Annotated in this window: 16 protein-coding genes; 9 read left to right on the forward strand and 7 right to left on the reverse strand. The window is 37.6% G+C overall.

Annotation, left to right across the window (positions count from 1 at the left end; translation table 11 throughout):
* The first annotated feature begins 124 nt into the window (after positions 1 to 124).
* Complete coding sequence (locus HND50_07535) at positions 125 to 1,108, forward strand: hypothetical protein (GenBank protein NOG45065.1); 984 nt, start codon at positions 125 to 127, stop codon at positions 1,106 to 1,108.
* A gap of 39 nt (positions 1,109 to 1,147) precedes the next feature.
* Positions 1,148 to 6,658, forward strand: a complete 5,511-nt coding sequence (locus tag HND50_07540) for an aminotransferase class I/II-fold pyridoxal phosphate-dependent enzyme (GenBank protein NOG45066.1) — start codon at positions 1,148 to 1,150, stop codon at positions 6,656 to 6,658.
* Here HND50_07540 and HND50_07545 read toward each other — a convergent pair.
* Entirely contained in the window at positions 6,655 to 6,876 is a 222-nt protein-coding gene (locus tag HND50_07545) for a hypothetical protein (GenBank protein NOG45067.1), read from the reverse strand. The two genes, HND50_07540 and HND50_07545, sit on opposite strands and share 4 nt — an antisense overlap.
* Before the next feature lie 265 nt (positions 6,877 to 7,141).
* On the opposite strand from HND50_07545, the gene HND50_07550 reads away from it, so the two are divergent.
* Entirely contained in the window at positions 7,142 to 7,291 is a 150-nt protein-coding gene (locus tag HND50_07550; GenBank protein NOG45068.1) for a hypothetical protein, read from the forward strand.
* A 36-nt stretch (positions 7,292 to 7,327) separates the two neighbouring features.
* On the opposite strand, the gene HND50_07555 is transcribed toward HND50_07550, so the two are convergent.
* Positions 7,328 to 9,814 (reverse strand): T9SS type A sorting domain-containing protein, encoded by a 2,487-nt coding sequence (locus HND50_07555; protein ID NOG45069.1) that lies wholly within the window; start codon positions 9,812 to 9,814, stop codon positions 7,328 to 7,330.
* A gap of 235 nt (positions 9,815 to 10,049) precedes the next feature.
* Between HND50_07555 and lexA the strand changes: the two genes are divergently transcribed.
* From lexA to dinB, 4 genes are all read left to right on the forward strand, one after another.
* On the forward strand, positions 10,050 to 10,670 hold the full coding sequence (gene lexA, locus HND50_07560) for a transcriptional repressor LexA (GenBank protein NOG45070.1): 621 nt from the start codon (positions 10,050 to 10,052) through the stop codon (positions 10,668 to 10,670).
* Between the two features lie 3 nt (positions 10,671 to 10,673).
* Positions 10,674 to 11,111, forward strand: coding sequence for a hypothetical protein (locus HND50_07565; GenBank protein ID NOG45071.1), 438 nt, complete (start codon positions 10,674 to 10,676; stop codon positions 11,109 to 11,111).
* A 151-nt stretch (positions 11,112 to 11,262) separates the two neighbouring features.
* The gene (locus tag HND50_07570) at positions 11,263 to 11,517 is read left to right on the forward strand and encodes a hypothetical protein (protein NOG45072.1); all 255 of its coding nucleotides are present in this window, start codon (positions 11,263 to 11,265) and stop codon (positions 11,515 to 11,517) included.
* 155 nt (positions 11,518 to 11,672) lie between these two features.
* Entirely contained in the window at positions 11,673 to 12,893 is a 1,221-nt protein-coding gene (gene dinB / locus HND50_07575) for a DNA polymerase IV (GenBank protein ID NOG45073.1), read from the forward strand.
* A 54-nt stretch (positions 12,894 to 12,947) separates the two neighbouring features.
* Here dinB and HND50_07580 read toward each other — a convergent pair whose 3' ends face one another.
* The 3 genes from HND50_07580 to HND50_07590 all read right to left on the reverse strand — a co-directional run bounded on the left by HND50_07580 (position 12,948) and on the right by HND50_07590 (position 14,624).
* On the reverse strand, positions 12,948 to 13,304 hold the full coding sequence (locus tag HND50_07580; protein NOG45074.1) for a hypothetical protein: 357 nt from the start codon (positions 13,302 to 13,304) through the stop codon (positions 12,948 to 12,950).
* Positions 13,305 to 13,396: 92 nt separating this feature from the next.
* On the reverse strand, positions 13,397 to 13,942 hold the full coding sequence (locus HND50_07585; GenBank protein ID NOG45075.1) for a metal-dependent hydrolase: 546 nt from the start codon (positions 13,940 to 13,942) through the stop codon (positions 13,397 to 13,399).
* 79 nt (positions 13,943 to 14,021) lie between these two features.
* A complete protein-coding gene (locus HND50_07590; protein ID NOG45076.1) occupies positions 14,022 to 14,624 on the reverse strand; it encodes a peroxiredoxin in 603 nt (200 codons plus the stop codon).
* Between the two features lie 177 nt (positions 14,625 to 14,801).
* Here HND50_07590 and HND50_07595 point away from each other — a divergent pair, with 177 nt between their 5' ends.
* Together HND50_07595 and HND50_07600 are read left to right on the forward strand one after the other, a co-directional pair.
* Positions 14,802 to 15,602 (forward strand): MOSC domain-containing protein, encoded by an 801-nt coding sequence (locus HND50_07595; protein ID NOG45077.1) that lies wholly within the window; start codon positions 14,802 to 14,804, stop codon positions 15,600 to 15,602.
* Between the two features lie 131 nt (positions 15,603 to 15,733).
* Complete coding sequence (locus tag HND50_07600) at positions 15,734 to 16,453, forward strand: cytidylate kinase-like family protein (protein ID NOG45078.1); 720 nt, start codon at positions 15,734 to 15,736, stop codon at positions 16,451 to 16,453.
* Positions 16,454 to 16,455: 2 nt separating this feature from the next.
* Here HND50_07600 and HND50_07605 read toward each other — a convergent pair whose 3' ends face one another.
* Both HND50_07605 and HND50_07610 read right to left on the reverse strand, forming a co-directional pair.
* Positions 16,456 to 16,791: a hypothetical protein gene (locus HND50_07605; GenBank protein NOG45079.1), complete on the reverse strand. Its 336-nt coding sequence runs from the start codon at positions 16,789 to 16,791 to the stop codon at positions 16,456 to 16,458.
* Between the two features lie 14 nt (positions 16,792 to 16,805).
* Positions 16,806 to 18,215, reverse strand: a complete 1,410-nt coding sequence (locus HND50_07610) for a U32 family peptidase (GenBank protein NOG45080.1) — start codon at positions 18,213 to 18,215, stop codon at positions 16,806 to 16,808.
* Positions 18,216 to 18,233: the final 18 nt, after the last annotated feature.

The following is an 18,233-nucleotide window of genomic DNA, read 5'->3' on the forward strand; positions in this document are numbered from 1 at the left end:
TTTTATTATCTGTCAAACATTTTATACTTACTTTTTAAACTCTTTTATTTTTATTCTCTGTGGAAACTTTATCCTTTATAACATAAGTTATCGGCAATCGAACAACTTAAAACCGGGGGAAGATATGGCTTTTACAATTACTGCCATTCTGTTAATCATATTTATTGCAATTATTTTTGAATACCGCATTCGTAAACCGGATCAAATTGTACTTTTTGAAAGTGGTGGAGTTATTAATGCCAGAAATACCAAAATTTATCCAAGGCATTTTTCACTTGCAATTAGCGGTAGTATTCAATCACAAAAAATTGAATTTGAAGTAGAAGCAAAAGGACATTTAATTGTTAATATTGAGATTGCTTTAACTGCCGCTGCTGATAAAGATTGCTTAGAAAATTTAATCCGGACTGGTGGCTGGAATCAAAATTGTATAAATACAGCAATCGCAGAAGAAAAAACATTGCTTGAAGCCAACTTAAAAGAATATTGCGCAAAATTTGAAATTGATGAACTTTCATCTGAAAGGCTAACTGATCATTTAAAGAAAAGATTTATAAATGAAAGTTCTGATTTTGGATTAAAAATTGTTTCAATTACAACTCAATCTATAGAACCGAAAGAGAAAGAAATAATCATTGCATTGCAGCAACGTGAAGAAGCACGCCTAACAGAACAAACAGAACAAACTAAACAAAAGGTCCGCACAAATATTGCTCAGACAAAAGTTTTAGCCGATCAAAAAATTTTACAATCTGAACATGAGCTTGAACTAAAAAAATTAGAATTAAAAAAAGCACGTGAAAAGTTGGAATCTGACCTTGCTCAAAAGAGAATCCAGGATGAATTGGAATTAAAAAACCTACAGCTTGATTTTGAGAAAAAGGAAATGGAGCTCCTTCAAAATAATCCTGAATTGTTAATGTTATCTCCACAACTTGCACGCCTGGCTGAAGCAAGCCAACAATTGCCAAATGCAAAAACAGTCGTCTCGTTAAGTCCGGGAGAACTGCAACAAGGATCTCAAATTGTTGAAACAATTCAATCTGTTTTGCAGACTATTTTCAACAATAAACAGGTCAGTTCAAAACATTCAAAGAAAAAAGATTGATTTTTTTTGCGTTAATTTACAATGAAAAATTGCAAGTAAATGGACAATTCAAATAGCCTGGGCCCTTTAAAACTTCATTCGATTAAAACTGCCAAAGTTTCGGAAATAAGTGAAACTACTGCGGCAGCAAATATCCCCGATGGAGAAAAAATTAACTTTCACATCGGTAACCCTTTGCAGGATGAGCATCTTGTCGATTTATATTTTTCATTATGCACGGGTTTTCCAAAATCCGTTTTAGATGGAGAACTCCCTGAAACTAAAACACCTGATGAAATAAATAAATTATCTTTTATTTACGAAAGCATAAAAAATGCTGTCCCCTATTTACCGCGTGGTGGTTATTCCTCATCAAATCCGCCTGCGATAATCAAAAAAATGCAACATTGGTTGCAGAACCAGGAAGAGCCACTACTTTATTCTTTTGGCGAAAAATCTTCAAGAGAGTGCATTCTATCCACCGGCGGTAAGTATGAATTTTTACGCATCCTTTTTTCTGTCTTGGATCGTTATTCTGCTTCTCTACCCTTCGGTTTAATAACTTATGATTTTGAACTACCCGATCATTTGAAAAAAATTGATTCCATAAAACCTTTGCTTGACCTTACCAAAAAAATTAACAAAATAACGGTAGAAAAAATCCTTGAAAGTAATAGCGGTAATCCATTTCTTGTGCTTATAGGAAAGCAGCCCGATGAAAATGAACGTAGAGTTTTGCGTAAATCCCTGGAAGATAAAGCTGCCCTTTTTGTGGAACTCTTTGACGCACCAAATCACAAATCGCTATCCCGGGAATCTGGTTTAAAAAACTCTGTTTTACGGTTTATATCACCAACGGTTTTTGGAGCGCAGTTTTCAGATAATGCAACCCAATTTGTTTTAGGAAACGCTGCTATTTTAAAGCGGATAGAAGCCGTGCATTTTGAACTAAAAGGAACTCCTTCTTCCACAGAAAGAGATCTCACTGAATACTTAATCAAATTGGGGAATAAGCCGGAAGAGGATCAGAAAGCGCCATCATTAAGGCCACTAGAAGATAATATTTTTGAAAAACGTTTTTCTAATGACAAAGCTGTCCATTACAATAAATTTGAAAACAGGATTGCTTCTTTTTCCAACCGTTTGGAAAAATACTCTTCAACACTTTTAAAAAAATCACAGAAACCGTTGGCAAGATATAAAAAACGCTATGAATCTAATTTGTCGAATGATGAGTATGAGTTTCAAAGTGCCGTTGAGCTTTTTACCAGGTTAAATTCTAACAATTTGCCCGGACTTGAGGATGCTTTTCTTGGCCAGTTTGTAAAACATAATCCCCAATACGACATTCAAAACTGTTGTGCCATCAGTGGATCCTCACGAACAGCCTTAAGTATTTTAGGACATCATTGCAGCATAAAAGAAATAATAACTTTTGATTGGAGCTGGTCCTACGAAAACGGTTTTCAAAAAGTTATAACTGTACCACTTTTTATTAATGGAAAACTCAATACATCGGGTTTGATAAAAAAAGTTGGCCAAAAGCTTAAACAAGATCCACATTGGAAAAATTGCGGTGCCGTGATTATAAATAATCCGCATAATGCCAGCGGTGAAATTCTTGATGAGCATGATTTAAGTAAGCTGCTGATTGAGCTGCTTGATCAAAATATTTGTGTAATCGATGATTTATGCTACAAAGATGTTGCACCTTCAAAAAAAGAAATAAAAGTAAAAACCTTAAAAGAGATTGCGCTCGAAGTGGCACAAAAGGGTCATCTTTCCAGCAAAAAAATTGACAACCTAATTACAACCCATGCTCTGTCAAAGACAGATTGTTTTGCTGGTGCCCGATTAACAGTGGTTGAAATTTCAGTTCCTCATTTAAACGAAACTTTTTTAAAGATCGGAAATTACATTCAGCCAAATAAAATGGCGCTTTTTTTAGCTTATTTATTTTATAGAAACAATCATCAATCCTTGAAACAATTTTGGGCTTTGCGCAACTCAATTTTTGCGGACCGTGCCAATGGAATAAAGCAGGCTTTTACAGAATTCCCTGCTGATAGAAATCCTTTCCAGGTTTCCGTTAAGCTTCCATCCGGAAGTATGTACCCGCACCTGGTAATTAAAAAGTTTCCCAAAGGAGTGTCTACAGATAATATCGGCTTAAAACTTGCCAAACGTGGGATTGGCTTGATTCCGCTGACAACATTTTCTAAAACTGCTGATGGTTTTGCAGAAGCCAGAAATTCTTTTCGCATGTCCCTTGGCGGTAAAGATGATGCTGAAACACTTAAAAATAAAAGCCGACACCTTGTTATTGAAATGAACAGGCTTTTAAATGATGAATCGCGCGATTATCAGCTTTTAAAACACGCCGCTTTTAAGCAAGAAAATGTTTCTCCGGTTTTTGAAGAAGCAACGGTAAACTGGGATTCCCTGATAAACGAAATTAAGATTACTGCGCTGGCAGGATTTAAAAAAATAGCTGAAAATCTGGATTCTGCTGATCAGGAGAAAGAGTTTTACAATACATTTTTACCCTGGCGTTTATCAATTTTAAACAGACGTTTTTCTGATCTTAAATCTTTATACTCCAGATTATTGAACAAAATAAAAGTACAGGATGATGAAATCCTTGCCAGGCAGATAAAAGCTGAATTATATAAAGATGACCTGGAAAACCGGGAAAATCAGTTCAAAAAAAGATTGTTTGACAGAACTGTACATCCTACACAAATGTATTCTTTAAAAGTTGATCTTTTAATTAATGATGTCTTAGAATCTCTATTTTTTGATCAAGGTAAAATAACGGTTATTGCAAAAACAATTGCTGATGAAATTATTTCCGAATTTTTCGGAGTCAATATTCCAATTAATTCAGAGCAAGAAGCATATGAGCTGATTTTTGATTTAAAAACCATGATTAATAATGAGCTTTATTCAGAATCAAAAAATACAATGCTTTCTTTTTGGGGTGATTGGGATGGAAGCACGCGTCCATCAGGTCAAGGACACAGACTTGTTGCCTCGGTTGTCCTGGAAAATGTTAAACAGATGGCCCGTTTACTAGAAACACTTCAAAAACACGATCCTGCAATTTCAATTAATTCAGACCTTGCTGCCAAGCTTAAAAAGCTCCAAAAAGGGATTAATACTTTTTGGGAACTGTTAAACAAAATTACACGTCTGACAAATCAGCTAGAGAAAAAGTATAAAGGATTATTGCCTACAGATGTTAAGGGTGGCCGTTTTCGCAATATTGCTGTAAAAATGAAGTTGAGGCGTGACCCGCTTTCGGTTTTATTTTCACACAACAGCCGTTTAGAAAAAAAAATGTTACATCTTAGGCAGCAGCGGAAAAACTCTCTGGAGTTTTATTTTGAACTTAATAAAACCTTACGGAAAGAACTGCATTTACTGGTTCCCCAAATAATACAACATAAAACTGATCCAAAAATTGCTTTACTTGCAGCCTCATACAGAAATCTGCTAACCCGTTTTGTGCTTACCCCACGTATTCATCAAAAAACTATAACGTCAAAAGATCCGTTTACAATTGAAAACACAGTTCACAACTTATTGGAAATAAATGAGATTGGTGACCGCTTTGGAAATCCGGCAATAATTATGGCCCTGCAAATAAGTATGTCTTCCAGAGCTAAAGCGCTTATTGAGTTAAACCGTTTGATAGCCGGTAAAGCTGAATTGATTAACCGGGAAAATCCCGACAGGACGATCAAAGGCTTTTGGCTCATTCCGCTGTTTGAAGAAGAGAGTATATTAAACAACCTGCAAGAATACCTTGATGATATCTGGTCTTACGCTGAGCAAAGCCGGTTTATTAAACAGCCTGTTAGCGACCGTTTTCAGGAAATTTTGTGTGAGATTTTTGTTGCCGGATCTGACCTAAGCCAACAGATTGGTCAGGCTAAAAGTTGGGATCTGTTCAAAGGAACTAAGTTTCTTTTTTATAAATGGTTAGCGCAAAAAGGTATAATCGGCAAAATGCGTATTAAGCTTGGATGTGGTGAACCTATGCAAAGACAAGGTGGATATTTTAATGATTTTTCCGGGAAAGCCGTCTTGTTTAAAAACAATAATTCAAAAAAGATTTCGAACCATTTGTTAAAACCCGCCGCCCAGAAAAGTTTACAATTTGCAACCAGCCCGCTTAAAGGGCTTCATTCCGGTGGAGAACTGCGGACGGTTCAAAGCAATGCAGCCGAACATATTTTCCGTTTTACAAATTTTGAAGACCGCTCTCAACTTTTTTACCATATTTCGATGCAACAAAAACTCACTGAAAATGATTTGATACGTGTTGGAAAATTATTTCAAAAAACCCGCTTAAACCTGAAAGAAAAAGGCATAAATGAACTTCAAAGGATTAACCGGATTTCAAACAACAAAGTTCTAAGCGAATTTTTAAAAATAAACAAGGAAAGCTTTAGACAAATCCTTTATGGCAAAGATGAGGATGTTGTTGGAATTCATGCTATCACCTATTTTATTTCACAGATGGTGCCAACTCTTCGAGACAGGCCAACGGTCAGACCATCTCGTGAAACGTCACAGCTTGCGGGGCAAAAAATTGTTGAACGAATTGCACAAACCCTGCCGCTTTCACACCATGGAAGTTTACTGAGGGCAATCGGACATAATCGTGCCCAATCAATGATTATTGGAGTGAACCAATTAAGTACCGGGCTTTTCAGAAGTTTAAAACTAATCTCTGATCAGTATGGAATTTCTGGGGTTAAATCAATCTTGTCCGATTTGCCGGTGATGGAAATATTAAATGGCTTGCGTATGTATCAACAAGATGGCGATAAATACATAAAACAACTTGCACCTGCATTTAAAACTGGTAATTCTGCACTGCATGCAATTGATGAGGACTTTGAATATATCCGGGAATTTATTCCCCTATTTCAAAAAGAGCTGGTTGCACGTCAAGGATTAGTGGCTTCTGATTTTTTTGAAAAAAATGTTTTTAAAACTGATTTGCTTCCACTTTTGCGTCCGGATATTGCAGTTCTTTTACAGGACAATTTATTTAACACAAAAATTGACACCCTGGTTTCGTCAATTTCAACAGATATTCCAAAAGAGTGGTTGACGGAAATGATTCAATTGCTTGAGCTTCCTCAGCAGATACAAGAATGGAGGTCAAAAATATGGGAACTGATAGGTAAAAATATATTTCACCAGGTAAGCAGTTTTGTGGATTTAGCAGGAGCTTTAACAACGTTGGCTTCAAATATTTCAAAAACAGAACTTCCGGCAAACTTAGGCCAAAGCAGATCTAACAGGCTAATCAATCAGGTAAATACGCTTTTGCGTGGTGCAGCTGATGATTCGATGCGGCAGTTTTTGTATTCCGTTGTTGAGTATGTTTCGCGTCTTCCTCAAAATAGTGTTCAATTGCCAATTGATACAATGCGCGTTTTGCATGATATAGAACGTATCATCAAAATTGATGAGCAGCTTTTAAGCCAGAAAGAACAGTCAAAATTACGGTTTTATATATTACAGATGGCCCGCCTCGCAGGTGAAAACGGTTAAACAGCCATTTTCATTCTATTATCCAAAACAATACGCAGCGCCCGCCATTCAGCTTCTTCACGGCTTAAACCACCCTCAAACTCCATAATTGAAGCCCTTTCTTCAAACTCTTCTCGTTCACCTTTTTCCAAAGCATAAATTAAACTTTGAGTCTGTGAAAAAATAGACTCTTCGTAGTCTAATGTATCTGGACTGTTGTAATAAAGAATTGCATTCATAGTACCTGCTCCTTATGTTAGTCACGAACGTACACCTATAAAGGTATACAAAAATCAGGACGAATACAAACATATTTTGAAATTTGTAATATATAGCCAGTGAAAAATATTTTCTCAAGAATGAATCATATATATCGAAAAAGTGTATATAATTTGTACAAAACATATTCTTTGTGATGGCTGTCATACTAAATGGATGACAACCATCAATATCTTAAGTCTATATTTTTTATATAATTAGTTCAAATCAATAGAGGAGGAAGGTATGAAACTGAAAATGAAAGTAAAAATCAAATATAAGGCTTTTATGTATGTTCCTGTTACACAGAAGGAAACAATCAAGGTAATTAAACCACAAAAAATTATCCAGGATCTAAAACCTGCATTTATCTTCCCGCAACTAGCACAAGCGTAATCTTCTCAACTTACTCACTTAAGTCACATCAAAAAACTATCTTAACAATAATAGTTTCTTTCCAGATTTAAAATCACCACTTTTCATGATATAAAAATAAGACCCAGAGGCAACCAAACGGCCTTCATTGTTTTTTCCATTCCATAGAAGTACATGGTTCCCGGCGGGTTTTGATTGATTAATTAGTGTCCGAACTTCTTTTCCAAGTGAGTCAAATATCTTAATTTCAACATTTGCAGCCTTAGCCAGTCCAAACCTGATTTGAGTTGTTGGGTTAAATGGATTTGGGAAATTTTGAAATAGCTCAAACCTGTTTGCAGAAATTGGCTTTGGTTCTATGGCACTTAAAACACTATCGCGATAAACGATAACACTTATGTCATCTATAAACCAACCATCCGCTGTTACATAGCCATCTGATTTAAGGTTAAAACGCAAATAAAATGGAGAGCCTCCAACAAATGGCTCCAAGCTAACCTGCTCTTTTACCCACGTAGATTGATTACCATCATAACCAGGTGCATCAAGTGGCTGGACACCACCCTGATTTCCACTTCCGGATGTTGTATATTTTCCAGACAAGCTTGTCCAGGTAACACCATCAACGGACGCTTGTACCTGTCCAAAATCCCACCCTTTTTCAATATCCCATTTTGACCAAAATTCAAGGTAGGCACTGTTTACATTCTGAATATCAATCGGAGTATCGTTATATAAAGATATATCGAGATTGTCGCCGTATTCACCGGAAGGGCTGTCTGTATAATAAAACTCTCCTGTAGGGGCACTGCTATCATTTACTCTTTCCCACGGACCATCAGCAGACCAATCTGCATTTGGGTCGTCAAGATTGTAGCTGTAAATCACCTCTGGTTTTCCAACTATAATCCCTTTTATTGGTTGTAAAGATTTTACTCCTTGCTGATCAATTTCTACATTTAATTCCGGCACATATCCGGATGGCGCAGTGGAATCAATTGTAAAACCAAAGTATGGAGACAAAACGGTGTCCTGAGATTCAATATTTGATATTGTCAAAACGCCATCATCGATAGTGACTAATGAATCCTCACTCACCAAACGGATTTTAATATCTTCAGCACTTCCTAAACCAATATTTTTAATTTCAAAAACAAGCTCCGATCTTCTACCTGCACTAAGAAAGGTTTCATCTCCTGAATAATTTATTTGATAATCTACAAAACGTACAAGTCCACCGGCTGCCCAGGCTACAAACAAGTTTGGATAAACATTTTCCTGAACCTGTGGATATATCCTGGATTGATCGGGCCAAAATCCATCAGCACCAGTACCAACTTCAGGAGTCATTGAAAAAATTTTATTTTTTGATATTTGCTCTCCATACATCCAGTCGTCCGAATCACCATTTACAAGATAGCCGACTGTCTGGTCTCCGGTGCCGGCCAGATAATTGTTATATTGCGTCATATCTGCAGAATACTGCCTGAAGAGAAGCGAATCGGGTGTTTCAAATGAGCCTATATAACCCCATGGATAAATAAGCAAATTAGAATATGTGTGATAGTTTAGTGCAAATTTAAAATTATGAGCATTACACAAATCGCGCATTACCTGTGTTTCTGGTTCAGAAAACCCGCTTGTACCACGGTAAGTATCTGATCCTGGAGATGGACTGGAGCCATCATCATCATAACCCCACTCATGACCATAATTTCTATTTAAGTCCACACCATCTTCATTTTGACTGAATTTTCCATCGTTGTTGTTATCCCTTTTATTTTTGCGCCACATTCCACCACCATCAGGGGCTATTTCGCGATTATATTCATACCCATCCGGGTTTACAATCGGAACAAAATAGAGCTCGCGGTTATCAACCAAATACGTTACTTCAGGGTCAGATCCATAGTTTTCCAACAAGTAATGCATGTAATAAATTACGGCCATCATACCTCCTGGCTCACGGGCATGATGCATGGCATTGTATAAAACTTCCGGTTCGTCTTCATTATCATTCGGATTGTCAGATATTTTTGCCATCCAAATAGTTCGGCCTTCAATAGAAGAACCAATTGAATCTTTTGCAGTAATTATGTCCGGATAAAGCAGATACATAGAATCAAGCTCAGCAATTGCTTCTTCCCAGGTATAAAACCCGGCATGGCTGCCTAATTCAAATCCTTCCAGTGGATCATTTTCATCAAGGTTTTTTTTTTCCAAAATGGACATTTTTTGTCGATCCTGGAATGCTGCTAAAACATCTTCCGTTTCTATATTAAAGTTAATTCCGCTAACACTAAGTATTTCCCTTTCAGTAGAACTAAGCACCGTCGTAAAGTTAAACCTCTGCCCCTTTTCTTTTTCAACCTGCACATGGTCAAAAATCAATCCTGCCTGGGCTAAGCTTTTAAGCTGTTGTTTATTTTCAAAAAAGATTTTTACCTGGGAATATTTTTTCTGTGAGTTTTTCGAAATTAAGTCCCCTGCATAAGCAGCAATAAAAAAGAAAATGCTTGTCAAAATTAATATTGTGCGTTTCATGATTCTCCAAAGGTTTTTTCTGTAAAAAAATTTAAATGTACTATGTCTTCAATTGACATGCCAGACAATGATCACAACAATATCAAATAAAACAGCAGGCTTTCTATGAATTTTGTTCTTGTCACACTGAAAAATATTCGTATGATTTAGTTTCCACTCATTAAATAATTCTTGCATTTTCCAATTAAGCAACTTAGATTTGGTGTACTTTTGTATATTTAACCGGGAGTACACCATGAGCAAACTTCTAACAGATCGCCAAAAAGAAATTCTTGGAATTATTGCTGAGCATATAAAAGAAAAAAGTTATGCGCCTACCTATCAGGAACTGGCCAACATCCTAAAAATAAAATCCAAATATGCTATTTTAAAACATATAGACAGCCTGGTGGCCAAGGGTTATCTGGAAAAAGACTCGTCTGCAAGGGCTTTAAGAATTATCCACCCCGACTATCTCCCGGCAGATAACAGCAATTATGACGTACCGCTTATCGGACGTGTTGCCGCCGGTTATCCAATCCTGGCGCAGGAAAATGTTGAGCGCTATGTATCAATTCCCCGGGCAATGATAAAAGCTGAAGGGCGCTATTTTGCACTAAAGGTTCGTGGTGACAGTATGATTAACGCCGGTATTTTTGAAGAAGATTTGGTGATCGTTCGTTCAGCCAACCAGGCCTATTCCAAAGAAATAATTGTTGCCCTTGTTGAAGATGAAGTGACCGTTAAGCGGTTGATAAAAAAAGATGGTGTTACATTTTTACACGCAGAAAACCAGGCCTACCCGGATATTTATCCTTCAGGTGAATGGTCTATTCAGGGCAAAGTTGTTGGTTTGATCCGTGAGATGGCGAATTAAAAGATGAAATACAAAAACCCAAATATAATCAACTCAACCAAAACACTGGACAAAGAGTTTTACAATATCCCGCTATTTGGTGAGGTGCGCGTTGAACAGGACGGTGCTTTTCAGGGTGATTATGATTTGGGCGAAATTATTACCAACTCGCGTAAAAATGCCCGGCAAAACTTAAACGTCCGCGCAGCCGATGACGGACTTAGTGGCGCCGGTATTTATAAAAATGATTTCCTTAATGTTGAACTTGCTGCTCCTTTGGAAAATGGGGATATAGCAGTAGTAAAACTTGGACCCAAAATTTATATCCGCAAAATATTCTTTGACAAAAAACATATCCGTCTGGAAACAGATTCCGGCACACCCTCCCCATTTATTATTGATCCGGAGACACCGGGTTTTGAAATTGTCGGTAAAGTGACTACCGTAATCCGGGAATTATAGAAGCCTGTTTTCTTTCCTGATTGACATTAAACCAACCTTAGTTTAATCCCTTAATAAAAAAAATTCTTTTTAATTGCACTCCATTATTTTCCTTTATATATTTTGGTGTACGTTTGTAACATTATAAATGGTTTCACATGGAAGTACTTAGATGAAGTTTGAAGACATATTTGAAGACATCGAAGTCATCACTCACTTTAAAGATGGCAAGTTGCGCCCCTTACGGTTTAAATGGAACGGCCGGGTTTACAAAGTAAAACAGTGGAACGGCAATTGGGTTAATCACCAGGGTTATACCAAGCAATATCATTTTTCCCTGCGCGCCGATAGCTCCGATTATGTGGAACTGCTTTTTGATGACTCTAACCTACAGTGGCAAATTGCACGTGTTTGCCTGGAAGGCTGAGAATTTTTGACAGGATATACAGGATAACAGGAGACAAAGCGAAAAGTACGTGAACTACCTTACAACAAATCGGGAATAATTTTCAAAATTGGTTTATGTATTGAAAATAAAAATAAAATATTCGGTCCATCCTATTGATCCGGTCAAAAAAAGTAATGAAAAAAGATAGAATAATAATGCATATAGACGCCGATGCTTTTTTTGCTTCGGTAGAACAGGGCTTTAATCCCCACTTAAGAGGTAAACCGGTTATTGTCGGTGGTATTGCCGATCAACGCGGCGTGGTACATACGGCCAGTTATGAGGCGCGTGCCCGTGGCATTAAAACCGGAATGGCACTGGTAAAAGCAAAGTCTATTTGCCCGGATGCTATTTTCCTAAAAGGCGATTATGCACATTACCGTGCCGTAGGGGATGTTTTTCAGGAAGTGTATCTCAAGTACACACCATGCGTAGAGTTTACTTCTTTGGATGATGCCTATCTCGATTTAAGCGGTACTGAACATATTTATTCCTCACAATGTTATGTGGCACGCATGATTGCCGACGAAATTGACCAGCGCGTTGGGGTTAGTGTATCGATTGGGGTTGGCAGCAGCAAAATGGTTGCACGGATCGCTTCCGGCCTGCACAAACCACGCGGGATACTGCAAATTACCCCGGAACATGAGCAGGAATTTTTACATGATTTGGCTGTTGATCATTTGCCGGGCATTGGGCGTGTCGCCAAAGAGAAATTAACCGATCTGCATATTTTTAAAGTTGGTCAACTGGCCAAACTACCCAAATTAGTTGTAGAACAACTTTTTGGTAAAAACGGCGTTGCCATCTGGAAAATGGCTCATGGCATTGATGAGCGTGAAGTTCAGCGTAGAATTATCCCCCGCCAAATTAGTCGCGAAACCAGTTTTGCCGAAGACACTGCCGACAGCAAAATGATAAGCGGCAGCCTGCAATACCTTACTGAGCGTATTGGTCGCAAATTACGGGAAGAAAACCTGAACTGCCAAACCCTTGGCGTAAAACTGGGCTATTCCGATTTTACACGCATCGCCCGCAGCAAAAGCCTGATTCATCCATCCAATGATGCCGGCGAAATGTTCCGAATGGTGCAAACTGTTTTTGATGAGATGACCTTACGCCGTATCCGAATCCGCCATGTTGGAGTTTCGGCAACCAATATCCGGCCAAACAATTATCAGCATTTTTTATTTAGCGAACAATCACGTAAAGAATCGCTTAACAGCGCCATTGATGAGTTGCGTGAAAAATTTGGTTTCATGTCCGTTATGCCGGCCGATACTTTAAAACTAAAAAGCAAGTACCGCAACGATGCCCACGGTTATATCCTGCACAACCCGGCTCTGACAAGATAAAAGTGGGTGGGGGAAAAACCTTCCGGGTTTTAAAACCCGGAAGGACAAGAAATATTAAAACGGCTTATAAATTCCAAGATATGCAGCAAGGCCGCCCATAACCAAGGCGCCATACCACCAAACTGATTTCAGTTCCGGTTTCTTTTTTATAAACATTATCAGGCTGCCCATAAATAACCAAATAATAATTTTTACAACAACCCAACTGCTAAATTGCATACCAATTTTTGCTAACTGACCAAAGCCGGCGATCAGAATTAATAACAACCCAACTCCATGGTTTATTAAAACCAGTTTTTCGAGACCGGGAGAATCCTGCGCCAGATAGCTACGTACAATTGCGCCTCCAATCCCTAAAAAAAGCATAATAATCCCAATGACATGTAAAACATTATAAAATGCTATTGACATATAAACCTCATATTTGTTGAAACATTAATCTTTAATTCTCTTCATTAAGTCCAAGACAAAACTAAATTCAGATTTATAAAATTTCTAAAAAATTATTTAAATTTAAATATCCTGCGTAATCCTTTTGCAGTAAAAACTAATATGATCGAAGGCAAACCAACCCAAATAAACTCGCTTATCAAAACGCGCATGCCCCATTCAGAAAAAAAATTCCCGATACCAATGGGTGAAACTACGATTGGACGAAATGGAAAAAAATAACGTGTATTATCAAAAGGGGCGAAAAAAGCAATCCCTAACCCACCGCTGGTCATTGCATCTAATACACCATGCGAGGCTGTAACAAACCCAAGGAAAAGTGATATTTTCCAAAAGTCCTTTTTAAAGGGGATAAACTCCCGGAAAAAAACCAGGGAAATAAAGAATCCGTTCAACAATCCAAAAAAGATTGAATGACTAAAACCACGATGCCCAAGCCAATGGGCATAATCAATGCCAAATTTAAAACCAATAACATCTGCATCCGGTAGAATAGAACAAACAATAGCCCAGATAATAAGCTTCTTTTTAGTTTTTTCAGAATATGCTGTTTCTTTAAGTGCAATTGCTGAAACTGCATGTGCAAAAGCTGAGGCCATATTTTCTTTCTAAAAATGTTAAAAAAAAAGACTGCCAAAACCTGACAGTCTATATAATTTATAATAAATTTTATTTTTACTACAGATTTTCTGCATTCTCAACAAGATAATTGGAAACACTTGCAGCATTTTCTTCCATTCCAGAATCACCTTTTTGCCAACCTGCAGGGCAAACTTCACCATGCTGCTCATGAAACTGCATCGCATCAACCATACGAAGCATTTCATCTACATTACGTCCTAATGGCAAATTATTTACTACCTGATGCTGGACAATCCCGTCTTTATCGATTAAAAATGAGGCGCGCATTGCAACTCCATCTTCAGGGTGCTCAACACCATAAGCTTGGGTAATTTCATGTTTTACATCAGCGACTATCGGAAATTGAACATTGCCAATCCCGCCAGCTTTTACATCTGTGCTTTTCCAGGCAAAGTGTGTGTGTTTAGAATCAATTGAAACTCCAACCAATTCAACACCTCTTTCTTTAAATTGTGCTAAACGGTGATCGTGTGCAATAATTTCAGTTGGGCAAACAAATGTAAAATCCATAGGCCAGAAAAACAGAGCAACAGGTTTTCCGCGCAAATCCGATAATTTGAAATCTTCAACAATTGTGTTGTTTGGCAATACTGCAGGGGCTGTAAAATCCGGGGCTTCTTTGGCTGTTAATACGCTCATTTAAATTCCTTTTGTTAAAACTATAGTTTTAGTTAATATTGATTTTCATTATTAAATGCTTTCAGCTAAAAAAGGTAACAAGTGATTTAAATTTAATCAATACAATTAAAGACTTTTTTGTCTAAAAATTTTTAAAACAATTTTTCTCTTCAATCCACAAGCAAGGAGAACAATATTTTGAGGATTAAATCTTTACATTACTACCCCATAAAATCATGCGCCGGGATTGAATTAACCTCGGCCAATCTTTCAAATCGCGGTATTGAAAACGATCGTATATTTATGGTGGTAGATAACAACAATAATTTTATATCACAGCGTGAAAATCACAAATTGGCATTGATCCAGGCTAAAGTATTTCAAAACAATCTTTCTTTAGAAGCACCGGGCATGCCTCCTTTTTCAATTGTCTTTTCAGATATTGGCAACAATGAACAGGTTATGGTTTGGCGAGACCAGTGCCAGGCTATCGATCAGGGAAGAAAGGCAACTGATTGGTTTTCTGAATATTTAGGATCTCCATGTAAACTGGTAATGATGGAAAAATTGTTTCAAAGAAAATTAGACCCGGGTTATGCATTTGCAGAAAATAACCAAACCGGTTTTGCCGATGGTTATCCATTTTTGCTTATCTCGCAAGAATCATTAAATGATTTAAACAGTCGCTTAAAAATATCAATTCCGATGAACCGCTTCCGTCCAAATATTGTTGTTGAAGGATGCCGCCCATATGAAGAAGATAGCTGGCAAAAAATAAAAATTGGGGACATCGTTTTAGAAGTTGTTAAACCATGTGTGCGTTGTGCTATCACAACAATTGATCAATCTTCACTGGCTACCTCCAAAGAGCCGCTTGCTACACTGGCCACTTATCGCATTTCTCCGTTGGGTGGTGTTATCTTTGGCCAAAACTTAATTCATCATAATAATGGCAGATTGAATGTTGGCGATAAAGTTGACATTATGGAAAAAAAGTAGAACAGAAACTCAGGGATTTTATCACCTCCACACCAAATAGTTTCTAATCCATTTACAAACTGCTTGTACTCGCAAAACTTACTTTGTACATTTAGTTAAAGACCCACCAAAACAAATCTGTGAAGTGCATTATGTTTAAAATTAATAAACAGGTACCGATTGAAGATTTACTGTCACGCCAAATGAACTTATGGCAAAAATCCCACAAAAAATCTCAAGCAAAAAAGACAGGACTATATCCCAATATAACAATCTCCAGGGAAGTTGGGAGCCGCAGCGGTGAATTAATTGAACGTATTTCTGCGCGTTTAAAATGGAAAATTTATGGCAAAGAAATTGTTGATTATATTTCTAAAAATTCCAAAATACGCAAAAATATCGTTGAGCTTTTTGATGAAAAAACCCGTAATGAGATGGACACTTTGCTGGCTACTTTAATGGATGGACGAACGATGAGCAACGAAATGTATCTGAACCATCTGGCAAAAACTCTTGTTACTTTGGGAAAACACAGCAACGCAATTATAATTGGGCGAGGTGCAAATTTTATTCTTTCTGATAATATGGCATTTAAAATTAGGATCGTGGAAGACTTAAAAGATCGCCTAAGAAACTTATCCCACCAAGAGCCAAAACCACTTTCTGAAAAAGAGCTTAAGAAAGAAGAAGCAAAACGGAGCTCCTTTATTCAGCGCTACTTCTCTGAAAAAATTGACAACCCGGCTAATTATGATCTGGTGATTAACCTTTCAAAAATGGATATGGCAACCGCGGAGGAAATTGTAATTTGTGCATTGCAAAGAAAATATTGCTTAACTGAAGATGAGCTAAAAGATGATTTAGCAGGATAAGATTACTTTGATGCATCCAGCTTTATTTGCATTTTATTTAAGGCCTGAAGAGCTAACATTTCCCATTTTGATTGATACATGCCTGAAACTACAAACCAGTCTTTCATTGGGGGCTTGTTTTTAAAAGGGTTCAATAATTCAAATTCTGATACACCCGTTTTTTCAATATCAAATTCCCTGCCCAGACGAAATACCATTTTATCATTATAATAGAAAGAAAATACTTTGCCCTTATATGTTATTCCAGGTGAAGACATCATTTTTCCCGCTTCTACATTTTCGTTCTCAGAAGAAAGTTTATTGGTAATACTATTAAATAGTATTTCAAAATCTGCCATCTTTTACTCCCAGATTAGCCGCAGTTGCAATTATCGCCACAATTTTCAGAATCAACATTGCTCAACCCAACCTCATGTGGATTAAACTCTTCTGTTTGCTCACGAAGCAAGGCAAATTCTTCAGGCTTTTCCGGATAAGGTATCCAGCAATAATGCACTCCGCCGTGGATTGCTTCAATCTCACGCATATATTCATTGTAGATTTTTTCAACACGAAAAGAAGTTGTTGAATTTTTTTCCATTAATTGCAATTCCATTCCAGGTCGGATCGGATTGCGGGGTTCCACCTTCATCATCTTTTTTTCATCATCATATTCACGCACAATCCCGGAAAAACGAAAACACTTTTGCTCAGCGCGGGTTCCATCAAACTTTTGAGCGGAGCGTCCCGGATTTCCTTTTAAAAATCCTGCAACATAGCCCTTGTTGGATGCGGCAAATACATCTGTTAAATGATCCGGATTAAAAGGTTTACCGGCATTCATATCATCAATAGCCCCACGATAAGCACGGGCAATTGTTGAAGCATAATAAAGGGATTTATTGCGGCCCTCTACTTTAAAACTATCAACACCTGCTTCTCGCAATTCTTCCAAATACTCAATTCCACATAAATCACGCGCGTTCATTAAATAGGTGCCGTTTTCATCTTCATCGATTTGCATAAACTCACCCGGACGCTCGGTTTCCTGCAAATAGTAATCTCCTTTTACAGGCACATACTCATCGCCCTGTTGCGTAATTGCAGGATTAATCCCGGCTGCCTGCGCTTCATTCAACCAATCTGCCGGTTGGTTATCTTCCTTCTGGTACATTTTAAACTGCCAGCGACATGAGTGCGAACAAGTGCCCTGGTTTGGATCACGGTAAGACATATAATTTGAAATTAAACAGCGTCCTGAATAAGCGATGCAAATTGCGCCGTGAACAAATGCTTCCAGCTCAAGATTGGGGCAATAATCCCGGATCGTTTTAATTTCTTTGATTGAAAGTTCACGTGATAGAATAATCCGGCTGACTCCCATTTTTTCCCAGAATTTTGCTGTGGCATAATTTACAGTATTTGCTTGCACTGAAAGATGAATTTCCTGATCAGGATATTTTTCCTTTGTCATCATAATAATTCCCGGATCAGACATAATCCAGGCATCGGGCTGGCATTGCTCAAGCAGCTGCCCGATATATTTCATAAATGGCCCAACTTTGTGGTTATGCGGAAGTATATTTGCGGTTACATAAATTTTCTTGCCAAGCGAGTGGGCATACTTAACAGCTTCAACTACTATGTCACGTTTAAACCCATTTTCCCTTGCCCGTAAAGAAAACATTGGGATGCCCATATAAACTGCATCTGCGCCAAAAGCATATGCATACTTCATTTTTTCAAAATCGCCGGCCGGCATTAACAATTCTATATTTTTCATTTTAATTCTTTCAATATA

It is taken from the genome of Calditrichota bacterium, assembly GCA_013112635.1.
Lineage (GTDB): Bacteria > Calditrichota > Calditrichia > Calditrichales > J004 > JABFGF01.

Bases quoted from the DNA above. Each gene is read 5' to 3' on its own strand.
- HND50_07605 (NOG45079.1), bottom strand. From the start codon at position 16,791: ATGGCAGATTTTGAAATACTATTTAATAGTATTACCAATAAACTTTCT.
- HND50_07585 (NOG45075.1), bottom strand. From the start codon at position 13,942: ATGGCCTCAGCTTTTGCACATGCAGTTTCAGCAATTGCACTTAAAGAA.
- HND50_07590 (NOG45076.1), bottom strand. From the start codon at position 14,624: ATGAGCGTATTAACAGCCAAAGAAGCCCCGGATTTTACAGCCCCTGCA.
- HND50_07550 (NOG45068.1), top strand. From the start codon at position 7,142: ATGAAACTGAAAATGAAAGTAAAAATCAAATATAAGGCTTTTATGTAT.
- HND50_07535 (NOG45065.1), top strand. From the start codon at position 125: ATGGCTTTTACAATTACTGCCATTCTGTTAATCATATTTATTGCAATT.
- dinB (NOG45073.1), top strand. From the start codon at position 11,673: ATGAAAAAAGATAGAATAATAATGCATATAGACGCCGATGCTTTTTTT.
- HND50_07565 (NOG45071.1), top strand. From the start codon at position 10,674: ATGAAATACAAAAACCCAAATATAATCAACTCAACCAAAACACTGGAC.
- HND50_07545 (NOG45067.1), bottom strand. From the start codon at position 6,876: ATGAATGCAATTCTTTATTACAACAGTCCAGATACATTAGACTACGAA.
- lexA (NOG45070.1), top strand. From the start codon at position 10,050: ATGAGCAAACTTCTAACAGATCGCCAAAAAGAAATTCTTGGAATTATT.
- HND50_07610 (NOG45080.1), bottom strand. From the start codon at position 18,215: ATGAAAAATATAGAATTGTTAATGCCGGCCGGCGATTTTGAAAAAATG.
- HND50_07570 (NOG45072.1), top strand. From the start codon at position 11,263: ATGAAGTTTGAAGACATATTTGAAGACATCGAAGTCATCACTCACTTT.
- HND50_07600 (NOG45078.1), top strand. From the start codon at position 15,734: ATGTTTAAAATTAATAAACAGGTACCGATTGAAGATTTACTGTCACGC.
- HND50_07580 (NOG45074.1), bottom strand. From the start codon at position 13,304: ATGTCAATAGCATTTTATAATGTTTTACATGTCATTGGGATTATTATG.
- HND50_07540 (NOG45066.1), top strand. From the start codon at position 1,148: ATGGACAATTCAAATAGCCTGGGCCCTTTAAAACTTCATTCGATTAAA.
- HND50_07555 (NOG45069.1), bottom strand. From the start codon at position 9,814: ATGAAACGCACAATATTAATTTTGACAAGCATTTTCTTTTTTATTGCT.